General features: G+C 57.5%; 12 protein-coding genes. 4 read left to right on the top strand and 8 right to left on the bottom strand.

The window, feature by feature from the left end:
- Positions 1-423: 423 nt before the first annotated feature.
- The 6 genes from HMPREF3044_RS03980 to HMPREF3044_RS04005 form a co-directional block, all read right to left on the bottom strand.
- Complete coding sequence (locus HMPREF3044_RS03980; RefSeq protein WP_005389803.1) at positions 424-1,116, bottom strand: metal-dependent transcriptional regulator; 693 nt, start codon at positions 1,114-1,116, stop codon at positions 424-426.
- A gap of 474 nt (positions 1,117-1,590) precedes the next feature.
- Positions 1,591-2,928: an MFS transporter gene (locus HMPREF3044_RS03985; RefSeq protein ID WP_005394148.1), complete on the bottom strand. Its 1,338-nt coding sequence runs from the start codon at positions 2,926-2,928 to the stop codon at positions 1,591-1,593.
- Between the two features lie 268 nt (positions 2,929-3,196).
- Positions 3,197-4,180: a sigma-70 family RNA polymerase sigma factor gene (locus HMPREF3044_RS03990; RefSeq protein ID WP_005389805.1), complete on the bottom strand. Its 984-nt coding sequence runs from the start codon at positions 4,178-4,180 to the stop codon at positions 3,197-3,199.
- A 428-nt stretch (positions 4,181-4,608) separates the two neighbouring features.
- Positions 4,609-5,043, bottom strand: coding sequence for a D-aminoacyl-tRNA deacylase (dtd, locus tag HMPREF3044_RS03995; protein ID WP_034989063.1), 435 nt, complete (start codon positions 5,041-5,043; stop codon positions 4,609-4,611).
- 270 nt (positions 5,044-5,313) lie between these two features.
- Positions 5,314-6,882, bottom strand: coding sequence for a DUF7782 domain-containing protein (locus tag HMPREF3044_RS04000; RefSeq protein WP_231286046.1), 1,569 nt, complete (start codon positions 6,880-6,882; stop codon positions 5,314-5,316).
- Positions 6,883-7,065: 183 nt separating this feature from the next.
- Positions 7,066-7,710: a DUF3099 domain-containing protein gene (locus HMPREF3044_RS04005; RefSeq protein WP_231286047.1), complete on the bottom strand. Its 645-nt coding sequence runs from the start codon at positions 7,708-7,710 to the stop codon at positions 7,066-7,068.
- A 46-nt stretch (positions 7,711-7,756) separates the two neighbouring features.
- On the opposite strand from HMPREF3044_RS04005, the gene HMPREF3044_RS04010 reads away from it, so the two are divergent.
- The 3 genes from HMPREF3044_RS04010 to HMPREF3044_RS13065 all read left to right on the top strand — a co-directional run bounded on the left by HMPREF3044_RS04010 (position 7,757) and on the right by HMPREF3044_RS13065 (position 11,013).
- On the top strand, positions 7,757-8,008 hold the full coding sequence (locus tag HMPREF3044_RS04010) for a DUF3039 domain-containing protein (protein WP_005389816.1): 252 nt from the start codon (positions 7,757-7,759) through the stop codon (positions 8,006-8,008).
- Positions 8,009-8,010: 2 nt separating this feature from the next.
- Positions 8,011-9,726 (top strand): DEAD/DEAH box helicase, encoded by a 1,716-nt coding sequence (locus HMPREF3044_RS04015; RefSeq protein ID WP_005389818.1) that lies wholly within the window; start codon positions 8,011-8,013, stop codon positions 9,724-9,726.
- 570 nt (positions 9,727-10,296) lie between these two features.
- Positions 10,297-11,013: a DUF4282 domain-containing protein gene (locus HMPREF3044_RS13065; protein ID WP_210400519.1), complete on the top strand. Its 717-nt coding sequence runs from the start codon at positions 10,297-10,299 to the stop codon at positions 11,011-11,013.
- 294 nt (positions 11,014-11,307) lie between these two features.
- Here the strand turns inward: HMPREF3044_RS13065 and HMPREF3044_RS04025 are convergent, their stop codons facing one another.
- Complete coding sequence (locus HMPREF3044_RS04025; protein ID WP_070739506.1) at positions 11,308-13,119, bottom strand: RNA polymerase sigma factor; 1,812 nt, start codon at positions 13,117-13,119, stop codon at positions 11,308-11,310.
- 318 nt (positions 13,120-13,437) lie between these two features.
- Positions 13,438-14,190 (bottom strand): polyphosphate--glucose phosphotransferase, encoded by a 753-nt coding sequence (gene ppgK, locus HMPREF3044_RS04030; protein ID WP_005389825.1) that lies wholly within the window; start codon positions 14,188-14,190, stop codon positions 13,438-13,440.
- A 296-nt stretch (positions 14,191-14,486) separates the two neighbouring features.
- Here ppgK and HMPREF3044_RS04035 point away from each other — a divergent pair, with 296 nt between their 5' ends.
- Positions 14,487-15,557 (top strand): inositol monophosphatase family protein, encoded by a 1,071-nt coding sequence (locus HMPREF3044_RS04035; RefSeq protein ID WP_005389827.1) that lies wholly within the window; start codon positions 14,487-14,489, stop codon positions 15,555-15,557.
- Positions 15,558-15,628 lie beyond the last annotated feature (71 nt).

Raw genomic sequence — 15,628 nt, forward strand, 5'->3', positions numbered from 1 at the left:
CGTGGTGGTGAAGGACACCGTTGTACTCTGCGTCTAACTGAGGGCTCCGTGACTGTCGACTGCGACAGCGGAGTAGGAACCGGCAGGTACTGGTGCACCGGAACAACGCATACTAGTCTACAACGGGCAGTACTCGTACAGGGTTTCCCCGCAGATAGACGTGATCGTCTATCGTGGATCGCGCGTTCGCCCACATTTCTGATTCGCGTATAGAAACAAGAAAGAAGATATCCCCAGACCACGCGAGCATCTGTGTCCATGGGCGTTGCCCGTAGTCCTGAGAGTTATCGGGTTCTCCGGTGGTAAAAGCGGAGAAGATGCCCAGCGATTACGGCCCTGACAGCAGGCGTGATCAAGCGTAGGGGATACGAAAAGAGGTGCCGGGGGTTTGTTGGCGGCACCTCAGAAGTGAGACACTGGGGTTTAGTCTTCTGCTGGGTATATCCTCACCGCGTGAACTATGTCCTCGGGGAGGGAAAAGCTGGACCCGTTAGCGATGATTTCGCCCCATGCTCCATGATTGATTGCGGTAAGCGGGCTTCCTGGCCGAAGGCCAGCCTCGCAGAAATTGCGGAAAACACCCTCATTTATCTGGACAATCTCGTGTAACTGAGCAAGCGTACCGTTGACCTCTTCCTCTGGAGGGAGATCCACGATACGGGTTCCCAGTTTGGCGGGTTTTTCAGTGTCCGCGTGGGCATCGAGTTCGTCTAGACCAGGGATGGGGTTACCAAAGGGGGACACCTTTGTTGTGGAGAGCACAGTAGTCAGGAGGTTTTCGACATCATCGCTCATTACATGTTCCCAACGACACGCTTCGTCATGAACCTTGTTAATGTCCAGCCCAATAACTTCGGACAAAAGGCGCTCCGCAAGGCGGTGTTTGCGCATGACAGCTGTAGCTCGCTCGCGGCCCTCCTCAGTCAATGTGAGGCGTCGATTCGCCTCCACGACGAGGAGGCCATCGCGCTCCATGCGGGCAACCGTCTGGCTAACAGTGGGGCCAGACTGTTCGAGACGTTCCACGATACGAGCACGAAGCGGGGGAACACCCTCCTCTTCGAGCTCGAAGATAGTCCGCAGATACATTTCCGTTGTATCGACAAGTTCCTTCACGGAATGCGCCTTTCAGTCCGGTCGTTTTGTTAATATTTTACCAATAAATAACGGGGTTTGTGTACGCTGCCCAGCACATGGCTTGGTGACCCACAGTCTACCGCGAACTGGGGGAGGAGGGACTGATAAATCCCGAAGTGAAAAGTGGGGAGGTTTGCACGAGTTGTCCGCGCGGGGCGGGACGTTCGCGCATACGCGACATCAGTGCGGAGGCTCTTCTTCATTCTCAGGGGTCACACGGGCAAGGGTAGTGAGTAGCTACAGGGCACTCTTTCTGCCAGTGCGCCTGTCTCTCAGTTTTGTCCGTCACCGCCCAATGATTGGGGAGAGCCCCTGTGGATGTGGGCGCATCGCCGAATGATTATGCCGGGGATTCTTTCGAATCTGCGGCATAAGTCTGCGGTCATGTTTACTCATGGTGGGGCCCCTGCGGTCAAAACCGGGGGCTCCATGTCTGGACGGGTAATGAGTTTTTTACGAAAGAGCGATGCCCTTTTGCTCGGGAAGGGTGAACGCTGCTGCAGCGGCTAGAGCAAAGGCGACGCCGAAGACACCGAAAACAGTGATATGCCCACCTAGCGCGAGAAGGGGCGGCACGGTCAGCGGAGCCAAAATTGAGCCGATGCGCCCGAAACCTGCGGCGGAACCCGTTCCACGCCCGCGCACAGATGTGGGGTAGAGCTCCGGTCCGATGGCGTAGAGCGCGCCCCACGCGCCGAGGTTGAAGAAGGAAAGCAGGCATCCGGCGAGAATAATGGTCCAGCTGGTGGTCGCTAGGCCGAAGAATACGGCGGCGACAGCTGAGCCGGCGAGGAATACCGACAGGGTGCTTCGACGGCCCCAGACCTCAATGAGCCAGGCTGCGGCTGCGTAACCGGGGAGCTGGGCAAGAGTGATGATCAGAGTGAAACTAAACGAGCGGACAAGGGTGAAACCTTGATCCATAAGCAGCGAGGGGATCCACGTGAATGCTCCATAGTAGGAGAGTGAGACGCAGAACCAAACGCACCACAGTGCAGCGGTGCGGCGTCGCAAAGCGAAAGACCAGATGCTGTGGGTGGCGGAGGTGGCGGGGAGATCCTCCTGCGGGGGCTCTGACAGTGCGGCGGGTTCATAGCCCTCGGAGCGTGCTGCATCTTCGAAGCTAGTAACTACTGCCTCTGCTTCTGCATCTTTCCCCTTCAGCTCGAGGTAACGCACCGATTCCGGGATTTTGGCGCGAACGTAGAGAGCATAAAGCGCGGGCATCGCGCCCACAGCGAGGCCCCAGCGCCAGCCGCTGTCGTGATGAGCGACAACAAATGTGCCGATGACGGCTGCTGCGATCCATCCGACGGCCCAAAATGCCTCGAGGAGAACCACAATCCTGCCACGCACATGCTGCGGGGAGAATTCGCTTACCAGGGTAGATGTGACCGGAAGCTCGGCGCCCAGGCCCATTCCCGTGAGGAAACGGAAGATAAGCAGCATCGTCACCGACGTGGCAAGCGCGGAGGCGCCTGTTGCCAGGCCATAGACGAGAAGGGTGACAGAGAAGATGCTTCGTCGGCCGTATCGATCAGCGAGCAGGCCACCGAAGGTGGCTCCAATCGCCATGCCGATAAACCCGACGGAGGCGATCCACGATGTCACCGTCTTATCCAGATGCCAGTCCACCGCGAGAGAGGCGATGACGAAGGAGACCAGTCCCACGTCCATGGCATCGAGGGCCCAACCGAGGCCGGAGCCGAAGAGTAGTTTCTTATGCTTGCCTGTAAAAGGGAGTCGATCCAACCGCTGGGCTCGGGTTGGAGTCGACGTACGAATATCCATGGGAGAAAACTTAAACGTCTGCCGAGTTTCGCGGTAGCAGTTTTACAAAATTTCACGAATTTGGGGGTAAGACACTATTTTGCAAGAAAAAGGACCGCGGGCTCAGATTAGTGCCAGATAATTAGAATCGTGTTCGCGACTGGGAGGCAGCGGCCCTCGCCGTCGTGGATGCCCCGTGCCTCTACTGTTGACTTTCCTTTTTGACTTCTTTTTTTAGTTAAAGAAGCCCGCCAGCAGGCGGGCGATGATCCCCATGTTGGGAGTGTTTTTAGACGGCGTAGGCGCGGAGCTTTTCCGCCCGCGATCCTTCGCGGAGTTTAGCCATGACTTCGCGCTCGATTTGGCGGACTCGCTCGCGGGATAGGCCGTAGCGGCGTCCGATCTGGTCGAGTGTGCGAGGGACACCATCGTCGAGTCCGTAGCGCATGCGGATAACATCCTGTTCACGGCCCTCGAGGGTATCAATTACCGCGCGGATGTCGGAGTGGCGCAGCGAGACGACAACAGCTTCCTCGGCATCGGTTGCCTCGGAGTCCTCAATGAAATCACCCAGAGGGGCCTCCTCGTCTGCGCCAACGGGCATGTCGAGGCTGACGGGGTCACGAGACTGGCGGAACAACATCTCGATCTTGTTCTCGTCGATGCCTGATTCTTCGGCTAGCTCTTCGTTGGTCACCTCGCGTCCGAACTGCTGGTACATCTCGCGTTTGATACGGGAAAGCTTGTTAACCTGCTCGACAAGGTGAACGGGAAGCCTAATAGTACGGGACTGATCAGCCATTCCGCGGGTGATCGCCTGGCGGATCCACCACGTGGCATACGTGGAGAACTTAAACCCCTTGGCGTAGTCAAATTTCTCCATTGCGCGGATAAGCCCCAGGTTTCCCTCCTGTATGAGGTCCAAAAGTGGCATCCCGCGGCCTGAGTAGCGCTTGGCCAAGCTGACAACGAGGCGCAGGTTTGCCTCGAGCATATGGTTTCGCGCCTTGTCTCCCTCGCGCGCGAGTTCCTTTAAATCCCGCTTCATAGCGCGGGTGGGCTTATATTCCGGATCGTTAAGGAGATGGCGGGCGTATAATCCGACCTCTACTGTCTTTGCTAATTCCACTTCTTCCTCAGCGGAAAGAAGCGGGGTCTTGCCGATTCCGTTTAAATAGACGCGGACGAGGTCTGCGGCTGGGTTATCGTTGGTTTGGTGGCGTCGATTTCGCGGATCGACCTTGTTGTCTTCCTGCTTGACTTGTGTTGTCACTGGGCAACCTCCAACCGATCGTCGTTAACTTTCTAAAAGGTTCAACGGCTTTTCATCCGTGAAGGTTCCGCCGACCGTTGGAACACCCCTAAATGGGGGTGGGTCGGGATCATGGTAATGGCAGAGGGGCGATGAAAAAGGGGAGGTCACGGCCCATTTGCTCCGTTGTTAGGTGCGTTCCAGCGGCACGGGAAGGAGTACTGTGGTTGGTCCGGTGAACCGTCCGGATGCCGGGGTAAGCGTTCCGGTCAACGGTTTCGTGGGAGGGGATAACACAGTACGAACTCTGTCGGTGGTCAACCGTCTACTTGACCAGGGGGAGTGGCGTGCGTGGTCTGTCATGCATCTAAGTAGTCAATGTGGCAGGGAACCTGCCACGGGGAACTGCCCATCCGCAGGGACTGCCGATGGGCTGTGTGGAGAGATGTTTAGCACTCGACCAGGACAGTAAAAGGACCATCGTTGACCGACGAAACCTGCATCATCGCCCCGAACTGACCGGTCTCGACTGTGAGACCGCGCTTTCGGAGATCCGCTGCGATTTTGTCAATGACAGGCTCTGCATCCGGACCGGGAGCAGCATCTGACCACGACGGGCGGCGACCCTTGGCCGTCTTTCCCATCAGGGTGAACTGGCTGACGAGCAGAACTGGAGCGTGGGCATCCGTGACTGATAACTCGCCGTCGAGGATACGAAGCTCGGCAATCTTGCGAGCCATCGTCTCCCACGCCGTGCCAGAATCATCCCGTCCAACGCCGACGAGAGCCAAGATACCTCCAGTCTCCGGGCAATCGATTGCTCCCACCACGGTTCCGTCCACGGTCACCGAGGCCTCCGTCACTCGTGTTAGTACAGCGCGCATGCTGTCGCTTCCTCCTTTTTCGATCGTTGTGAGAATTGTATCTAAAGTGCGTGCCAGGAGTGGGCTGGCTGGTGGCTTCATGTCAAAGGGCAGGAAGGGGTACACAGCCCCTGGTGTGTTCTTTCGGTATCCGCCCTTACCGCCTAGCCCAGTAGTGGTGCACCTCACCGTGCGCGAGTGCTACAGCGTTAAAGCGGGATGAGCGGGGAAGGAGAACCGCGCGCGGAGGAGTCGGGCGACATAGATAGGGCTGACAGATGCTCATCTGGCTTATTGGAAAAACTGCGGCGACACGAGGTCAGCCGGTAAGACCATGCCGTGCTGGACAAGAGCAACGACAAGCGGGATGACCTGTTGCTGAAGCTTCTTCTCGTCCAGGCCGTGAGCCATCGCGAACAGACCACAGACCTCCCCCAAAGCGAGACCTTGAGGGTGTAAACCAGCTATGAGGGTGGCGAAATCATCGTCAATTTCGTGCGTGTAGGAAAACCCATCGGTGCGGGTCAGTCTCAGTGCGGCTTTCCTCCACCCCGACCCGGCTTCCGTATCGGGGAGGGACACATCCTCCTTAGCCACTGTCGGTCGGACGAGGTACGTATGCTCCAGCATGGATTCTGGCGACTGCTCACGGAGCCACTGGGCTCGCGTAAAGAACTCCGCAACCTCCGGCCCCGTCTTCGGCGCCAGTGGGGTGAGAATCTCCTCTGCAAGAACCTCACTCGGCTGAGCAGCGGAGAGCGCACTGAGGTGGATCATTCCCAGTCCGATGCGCGTGATTCCATTTTCTGCGAAGTAGGAAAGCCACGTGTGCGTCGTGCTCCGGCCCTCATCCGAGCGCGGATCGATTCCCTCGTCGCGCAGGAACATAGCTGTATACGCGGCCGGAGACACCTCATCGCGCTGGATTGCCCAACAACACACCCCGTTATCGGGCACGAAGGAGCCGACATGGTGTTCCCACGGTTCCCCGTCATGCAGTGCCCACGCGCCGAGGATATGTGCCGTGCCCCCTTCTGTGAGATAGTCGCGCACCGATTTCACAACGAAGCGCGTGGCACCATCCAATTCGAAGGTGGACTGTCGGTAGGTCTTCGCGGCTCCAGGCGGTGCGATGACAAAGGGCGGGTTGGCGATGATGCGATCGAATCGCTCGTTCTCAATGGGCTCGAACCAGGAACCCTTGACAAGGTGCGCGCCTGCCCCCGCGAGGGTGAGCTCAGCGAGGTCAAGAGCTCGTTGGGAAATATCCGTTCCCCATAGTTCCCGGGCATGCCCGACCTGTGACAGTAACAGAGTTCCGGCTCCAGTGCCCAGGTCGAGCACACGCGCGACTGGGGTGGTAGGAATCACGTCAAGCATGAGGCGGGACGCAGCGCCGAGCCCCATGACGTGATCGTCGGCGAGAGTGCGGATGTGCATCGACGGATCCGGATCTGAATACACCCAGTGCGTCGCCCCATCAATCGTGTGTGGACGAATATCGCACGTGAACATATGGAGATGAGATCCGTCCGAGGACCCGGTGGTTTGTACTACGAGTCCTGCCTGGATACAACGGTTGAGCACGTCTGATCCGAGTGCTGCGCCCAGGTCAGTTGGGAGGTGGAGAATCGCCGCCCGAACAATGTGGTCGATAGCTCTTCCCCCGGCGGTTGCCACTTCCACGGGAGCAGGCTCCCCGCGAGTGATACACCCCATGACATCGGTGCCAAGGTGCTGTGTCAGTCCCTCCGGCGTAAAACCACACGCCGTAAACACACGAGCGAGATCGAGGCCCAACGCCTCACGTGGAGATGTGGTGTGGTCTTGTCCGCCTCGCTGTGGCTGCGTTCGTCTCATGCGTTCCATTATCTACATATCAGTTCGTGTGTTCACGCGAGGGCTCCGTTTCAGGTAACCTCATGCCCGAAAACCACAACTCGAGGAAAACGTGGGCGAAAAAGCGCAGCGGGAGCCCCGAGCGTCGACAAGCAAAAGACAGGGAGGGGGAGGTAACCAGATCAGGAGGGAGACGAAGGATCCTCAGTGCGTGGGGGGCATGTCTTCGCGCCGGGTGCTACCGGGCTCCAAGGCAGGAGGTGATTGCTGGCCTCCATCTGCAGGAATGGGGGCGTGGAGCGCAGCGTATGCGGAGTGGGCCTGCTCGGCGCGGAACCGCTCGGGCTTGTACACGTTTTGCTCACGCTTGTCGCGGGGTTCGCCGACGCCGTTGGCGATGACGACGCTAATCCAGGGGAGCGGAATGGAGATGAGGAACAAAACCCAGCTCAGGAGAATGCTGTGCCAAACCAGGTAGGTAATGGCGGACATAATGAGGAAGGGGATGCGCATTCCCTGCAGCCACATGTAGAGCACCTTTCGATGCTCGTGATTCTGCCACGGGGTGCGTTTTTCCTGATCTGTGATGAGCTCTACGGAGGACGACCGCCGAGCATGAGCGGACCACCAGTGGCGCAGGCGGGAACCCTGACTGGTGTCATCGTGCGATTCCTCTTCGTCAGCGTCGATAACGAGCGAGGAGAATACACCAGTGGTGTCCGTGGTGGTTTCCTCACGATCGTCCTGCCCAGAAAAAGGCGAAGACGACGCAGAGTCATGCGACCGAGATGCCTCAGCATCGCCGGGGTCATGGCGCGAAGAATTCTCGCCTGGGTACGGGCCTGTCATATCCACAAGATTAAACCCAATTGAGCATTTCCGGGGAAACTGGGGCATGATAGGGGGCGTGCCTACTTCTACGAAAACGATTGAGCGCCCGGATGTGCGTGAGGATACATCCACGTCAGACGACACCCCACGGTTTTTCCACTACGTAAAGAAGAATCAGATCGTTGATTCCGCGATTAGTGGCAAGATGGTGGTTGCTCTCTGCGGGGAGACCTTCCCTGTGCGGAAGCAGGCGAAACCCGGATCCCCCGTGTGCCCCGATTGCGAACGAATCTACAAGAGCCTGCGTAAAAGGTGAGTATGGGGCTACGTAACTGGCAAAAGCGTGCGCTGGATACCTACCTCCGAGACAACCCCAAAGACTTCCTCGCCGTGGCTACCCCCGGCGCAGGAAAGACGACCTTTGCACTAACGGTTGCGTCCGAGCTTCTTAGACGCAGGATCGTGAACAGAGTGATTGTCGTTGTGCCTACCGAACACCTAAAAACACAGTGGGCGCAGTCGGCGGCGCGTTTCGGGATCAGTCTGGATGCGCACTTTTCTAACACCGACGGTGTGAACCCTGCCATGACAGGCGTGTGTGTGACGTATGCACAGGTCTCCATGCACCCCTACAAGCATCACGCTGTGGCTGAGGCGAAGAAGTCTCTCGTTATCCTCGACGAGATTCACCACGGTGGCGACGCCAAGAGCTGGGGAGAGGGCATCCGCATGGCCTACGCAGATGCTGAGCGGCGCCTCTCGCTTACCGGTACTCCGTTCCGGTCCGATGACGCGGCTATCCCATTCGTCCGCTACGGTCCCGATGGCGACGGGCACCTCGTCTCGCAATCGGACCACACCTACGGTTACGGTGACGCGCTTGCCGACGGTGTTGTGCGCCCGGTTGTCTTCCTTGCTTACTCTGGTCAGGCTCGATGGCGCGACAGCGCGGGGGAAGAGTACGAGGCTCGCCTCGGCGAGCCTCTCAACGCGGAGCAGACCGCCCGCGCGTGGCGGACGGCTCTCGACCCCAAGGGCGATTGGATCCCCGCCGTGCTGCAGGCAGCGCAGACGCGCCTGGAGCAGCTGCGTCAAAACATGCCCGATGCTGGCGGTCTGGTCATTGCGACCAACAAGGAAACCGCCCGCGCGTACGCCAAGATTCTCGAATGCCTGTCTCGGTCTCCGGTTACTGTTGTGCTTTCCGACGATTCCAAGGCGAGCGAAAAGATCGCGAACTTTTCCGGCAACCAGGACGAGTGGATGGTGGCGGTGCGCATGGTCAGTGAGGGCGTGGACGTCCCGCGTCTCGCGGTCGGCGTCTACGCCACCTCCGCCTCAACACCGCTGTTTTTTGCCCAGGCGATTGGGCGTTTCGTGCGTTCCCGCATGCCGGGGGAGACCGCTTCGATCTTCCTTCCCTCTGTGCCCGTCCTCCTCGACCTCGCAGCGAAGCTAGAGCAGTCTCGTGACCACGTCTTGGGCAAGCCCCACCGTCCGTCTGACGGCTGGGATGACGAGGCACTCCAGGAGGCGAATAAGGAGAAGAACGAGCCCGATGCGGAGAAAGGCTACGAGTCTGTATCCGCGGAGGCGGAGCTCGATTCGCTGATCTACGACGGATCGACTTACGGCACCCCCACGTTCACCGGATCCGATGAGGAACGCGACTACCTTGGCCTTCCCGGGCTTCTCGACGCTGACCAGATGCGCGCGCTCCTGCGTCGGCGCCAGGAGGAGCAGCTGGACAAACGGGAGCAGGAACGAAAGCAGGAGGAGGCGCGCCTGGCAGAGCAGCGCAGGAACGCTTCGCCAACTGGTGGTGTCGCCGCCGCGAAATCCCGCGTTGCTTCGCAGGAGATTCCGCGCCTGCGCAAGGAGTTGAACGCGCTCGTGCAGATTGCCGCTGCCCGTAAAGGAAAGCCGCATGCCCAGATTCACACGGCGGTGCGGAAAGCCTGTGGTGGCCCTCCGACATCGATGTGCACCGCCGCTCAGCTGCAGGCCCGCATCGATTACCTCCGTAGCTGGTAGCACCCGACAGCGCCGGCACCGGTCTAGCCACGCCGGTACCGGTCTAGCTGAAAGGCAACCGCCGAATAGATGAGCACAGAAAGTCCAACTCGCGGCGGATAAACAGAAGACACTCTGACCCCTTTAATCGGATTCGGTTCGCGAACCTGGGCACCGATTGGAAACCGAAGTTGCGAGGCACGTGTTATCGACGCTGTCGCATGTTCGATACCCTCCGCCCGCGCAGTGTTTTCTGATCGATGTAGGTCAGCGAAGCAAAATTTCGGGATGTGTGGCGAACCACAAGTGCTGAAGGCAAACCAACACCTTTGGCGATAGCCTGGAAGGGAAAAGGGCGCAAAAGCTGTGCGAAATAACTCGCTTTCGGCACGATGCGCCTCTGGCAGATAACGCAATTTCACAAGCATAGGAATGGATGTATGTCTGAACAGATCCCCTCTCCAGATAAAGAAAACTGATGTTCCAGGTAGCCCGTATCCAGCGGGGAATGAGACGGCGTCAAGTAATTCCGCACCAAGGAATTCCGCGTCAAGTAACGCCGCGTCAAGCAACGTCACATCACACACGACCGTGTCTGAAATTAGTGGCAAAGAACAGAATTCATCACACGCGAAGCAAGCCGATGAGCGTGCAGCCGCGAGTATCTATGGGGAAGGAGCATCAACAGTTGACGAAAGCACCCAAAGCCCCACGTCAATCCGGTATTCTCCGTACACCTCTGGACCAACGCAGGATACGGATCGCATAAGCACTCCGCAACGTGACGTACGTCTCCAGAGCACTGTGCCGACCTCTCAGCAATACTCGCCCTGGGCTTCCGAAGGAGCCTCGCCATCTGTAGTCGGCTCGCAATCCGATTTTTCTCAGCCGGTCTCCTCACTGAGTTCGGATCAAAGAGAATCTTCTTTGGCTGCGCACAGCCTGAATGCGACCGCACAGGATGATGGAAACAGCTCACGTAGCGGTTTGCGTGACTTCGCGGTAGCGCTGTTCGATTTTTCCTTCACCCAATACATCACCCCGAAATTCGCCAAGGTAATTTATACCGCTGCGGTTGCACTTACCGCGGTGTTTATCTTTTGTGTCGTCATTGGTGCTTTAGGGACACTGTTCTCCGGGGGCGTTGGGCTACTTGAGGGGCTGATCATTATTAGTATCGCCACGGCCGCCGCTGCGGGAAGCGCTTTTTTGAACATAATCTTGCTGAGGGTCGGTCTTGAACTAGCCGTGAGTGTCGTCCGTCTAGCCCAATTCTCAGCCGAAAAAAGGGGAAAAGCGCAACGGTAAAAATCCGGTAGCTCAGAATAATCTTGCTCATTATCCACTATCAGCACGCCAGCGCATCACCATGGCGCAGCACTACGGCACATCACTGCGGCGTAGCACTGAGTGCTGTTAGAAAACTGCCTGCATCGGCTGCACAGGGAAAAGAATGTGGATGATGAGCTCTTCCCAAGGCTCATAGGTAGCGCCGATGCGCGCGGGTCATGGGGGCTCCGTGACAGCAAGTGCAGAAAGAACACGGCAAAAGGGGCGGAAACCTCCTTGTGGTTTCCGCCCCTGTGCTGTGGTTATCTCAAGTTACTCGAGGTAATCCCGGAGAACCTGCGACCGCGATGGGTGACGTAGCTTGGACATCGTCTTGGATTCGATCTGGCGTATGCGTTCGCGGGTAACCCCATACACCTGACCGATCTCGTCGAGCGTACGCGGCATTCCGTCGGTCAAACCGAAGCGCAGCTTGACCACGCCTGCTTCTCGTTCCGAAAGAGTCTTAAGGACATCCTGGAGCTGATCCTGGAGCAGTGTGAAGGACACAGCGTCCACCGCGACGACGGCCTCGGAATCCTCAATGAAGTCACCCAGCTGGCTATCGCCTTCGTCACCGATAGTCTGGTCGAGGGAAATCGGCTCGCGAGCGTACTGCTGGATCTCGAGGACCTTCTCCTCAGTAATATCCATTTCCTTGGCCAGCTCCTGCGGGGTGGGCTCGCGGCCCAAATCCTGCAGCAGCTCACGTTGGATACGTCCGAGCTTGTTGATCACTTCGACCATGTGCACGGGGATACGAATCGTCCGCGCCTGGTCTGCCATGGCGCGGGTAATGGCCTGGCGAATCCACCACGTCGCGTAGGTGGAGAATTTGTAGCCCTTTGTGTAATCGAACTTTTCGACGGCACGAATGAGGCCGAGGTTACCCTCCTGGATAAGGTCGAGGAAGGCCATTCCGCGACCGGTGTATCGCTTTGCGAGGGACACTACCAGTCGGAGGTTTGCCTCAAGCAGGTGGTTCTTTGCTTTACGTCCATCGCGAGCGACCGTGCGAAGATCCTTCTTCTGGGAATTCGCCGGCTTCTCGTGGCTCTCCAACCACTCTGGATCTTTGAATTGGTTGAGAAGATGAGTGGCGTAGAGTCCAGCCTCAATTCGCTTGGCAAGGGATACCTCTTGCTCCGCGTTGAGCAGTGCTACCTTGCCGATCTGCTTCAGGTACGCACGGACTGAGTCGGCCGACGCTGTTAGCTCAGCATCTTTACGTGCCTGGCGGAGAGCAGCTGATTCTTCCTCATCCCAAACAGAGTGCTCTTCTTCGTCTTCGTCATCCACATCAGCGTCGGCCCCTGTATCGAGCGGATGGGCCTCGTCATCAGTGTCCTCGTCGAGCTCCTCGTTCTCAGTGTCCTCGGCGGCCTTGGTGTCCTCGTCCTCTTCTGTCTTCTTAGACGAGCGACGAGTTGTTTTCTTCGCCGTCTTCTTTGCAGATTTCTTTGCTGACTTTTTAGTGGTCTTCTTCGTAGACTTTTTAGCCGTCTTTTTCGTCGTTTTCTTGGTCGCCGGGGTGGCTTCCTCGTCCTCGGTGCCCTCACTATTGGCGGGAGCGTTGGTCTCCTCCGTTGGGGCAGACGTGGAAGCTGCCTTGCGAGCAGCGGCGCGGGTTGTTTTCTTCGCGGTTTTCTTCGCTGTCTTCTTAGCGGTCTTCTTTGCCGCCTTCTTCGTTGTCTTCTTAGCAGCAGCGGATGCCGAATCCGCGCCCTCGCCAGCAGTCGCTGCGTCTACTGCCTCATTATCTGTAGGTGTGGATACAGACTGTGTAGCCTTGCGGGGAGTGGCCTTGCGGGCCGTCTTCTTAGCAGTTTTCTTCGCAGGAGCCTTCTGTGTGTCAGTGGCTGCGTCGGTGCTTGCGGCAGCAGTCGTGGAGGCGCCTGCTTGAGAGCTGGTTGCCTTCGCTGTGCGTGCAGTGCGGGTGGCTTTCCGCGGAGCCGCTTTTTTAGCGGTCTTCTTCGCGGTGCGCGCAGCCTTTTTAGCCGTCTTCTTCGCAGGAGTGGATGTAGTCACAGAGGTTCCCTCCTGAGACTCATTCTGGGTTTTATCCGAAGATTCAGTGGCTGTCACGTACGCCCTTTCGCTTCAACTACAACATTGAGTCCGTCACCAATTGCGCCGGAGATTTCTCGCGGAAATACTAGTGACTGTCTACGGCCTACATAGTAGTTCGGGTGCTTGCAAGGCAAGAACTGACCCTACCGTCGACGATCGACCACCCAGTATAGGTCAACTTTTCCGAGATTGGGATTTTTCCTCCCCCTAACCTGTGTGAAGTTTCTCACAATAGTCTGTTCTCTTTAGGGGGAAGTGTGTATATAGCCGTGAATGGTTGAGGAAGTTGATGGGTGTGGCATTGATTATCGCTGCTCCACACCCATCGTGTTTTTACGGACGCAGCTTCCTCTCAGCCGCGAGAGCTGCACCAATAATGCCGGCTTTGTTTCGCAACTTCGCCGGGACAACGGGAGTTTCGCACGTGAGGTAGGGGACCCACTTATCTGCTTTCCTAGAGATCCCTCCTCCAACGATGAACAAAGAGGGCCAGAAGAGATGTTCGTATTCGTTCAGGACTTTGGAAACTCGTTTAGCCCACTTCTTATACGAGAGATCTTTTTTCTCCCGGACGGCGCTCGAGGCGTACTTCTCTGCCTCGTGCCCGTCAACAGTCAGATGTCCCAGCTCCGTATTCGGGTACAACGTACCGTCGATGAGCAAAGCGGTCCCAATTCCGGTGCCGAGGGTGACGAGGATGACAGGGCCGTGACTGGCCTCTGGGACGCCATACGTTACTTCCGCAAGGCCGGCGGCATCGGCATCATTGAGGACATAGATGTCCTCCGTGCCGAGAGCTTGACTGAATAAGGCATGGGCGTCCGTGTTTACCCACGACTTATCAATGTTTGCAGCCATGAGGGCGGTTTGATTCTTAACTGCTGAGGGAATAGTGATTCCGACCGGGCCGTCCCACTTAGCCTGCGTGACGATCTCTTTGACCGTGTCAGCAACTGCAGCCGGGGTCGCCGGCTGTGGAGTGAGGATTTTGATTCGCTCGCCGACGAAGTCTCCTTTGTCTAAGTCGACCACAGCCCCCTTGATTCCGGAGCCACCAACGTCGATGCCAAAACCGATTCGCGTCATGCATTCATCCTAACCTCTGCGGTGTGCCTGCACAGAGGGGAGGTGAGAGTCAATCCCCTCCGCTCCGTAACAGTGTGAGAATTTCCGGTCTGAGGTGGCCGTTGATTCTGGCGTGTGTAGCTGTGGAAAGTTGATGACCTTCAATAATCAATACGGGAGAACGGAAAAATTGGTCGCCAAACAATTTCCTCAACGTTAGTCGGCCACCTCACTAGCTGCCAGGCAGGGGCAATCACAGTCAAACAACGAGGGAAACTACCTGGGGCGGGGCGGAAAAGTACTTCGAGAAAGGGACGATGTCCTTGAGCGTTGCCGATGCGGAGAAAAGGGGGTATCGAGGAATTGTGGCTACGCTAGAAAGCGATGGATTGCTGTTTACCGTAGCCATCCGAAGGAATGCGTACACGGCACGACGAGGGGCATCCTTCGATGTAGAGGAGATGACAATGATGGGACAGATCGAGGATCAAACTGTGGTTTATGGAGGACAAGCACAAGCAGAGGAAGCGAAGCTCCCCGCGCCCGATGAACTGCGCGATATTGCGGTTGTCGTGGCGTTGAAAGCTGCCGCCTTAATCCGGAAGGAGCGCGCAGGGGTAGGTGACTTGAAGCGCGTGACGACCACGAAGAGCTCCGACGTGGATCCTGTTACGGAAGTTGATAAGCACTCCGAGGAGTTCATCACAAACTCAATTCGAGCGCTGAGGCCCGCAGATGGATTCCTCGGCGAAGAAGGGGCTCGTTCTACTTCGCAGTCTGGGGTCACCTGGGTTATCGATCCCATCGATGGAACAGTGAACTTTATCTACGGAATTCCGCAGTATGCAGTATCGATAGCCGCTGCGATAAATGAGGATATCGTTGCAGGCGCAGTGATTAATGTTGTTACCGGCGAGGTGTACCGCTCAGCGCGGGGCGAGGGGGCTCAGAAAGCGGTGGTTCCTCCTGGAGAAACTGTGGGGCATGAGGCATTTGCGCAGATTTCCGCATCCAGCGCGACTGAGATAGAACAGAGCCTTCTAGCAACAGGCTTTGCCTACCTAGCGTCCCGACGCACGAAGCAGGCAGAAATTCTGACCAAACTATTGCCTACCGTGCGTGATATTCGACGTATGGGTTCGGCCGCCCTCGATCTTTGTGCCCTCGGGGAAGGTCGTGTGGACTGTTATTTTGAACACGGTATTCACCCGTGGGACTACGCCGCTGGGCAGATCATCGCGGAGGAAGCCGGTGCAAGCGTGCATTCTCCAGGTATCAGTGTGCCGGGACGGGAAGGACTGCCGGTGTGGGGCGCTGCACCGGGAGTTGGTGATGCTTTCGAACGTCTCTTGGCTAGCGCAGGGGCTCTCGACGCAATTCCAGATTAGGGGTCTACCTACGTAAGTGTCTCCCAGCGACGGTACGTGTGACGGTACGTGATCCAACAACAGACATACGT

The sequence above is a fragment of the Corynebacterium sp. HMSC073D01 genome (assembly GCF_001815555.1).
Lineage (GTDB): Bacteria > Actinomycetota > Actinomycetes > Mycobacteriales > Mycobacteriaceae > Corynebacterium > Corynebacterium glucuronolyticum.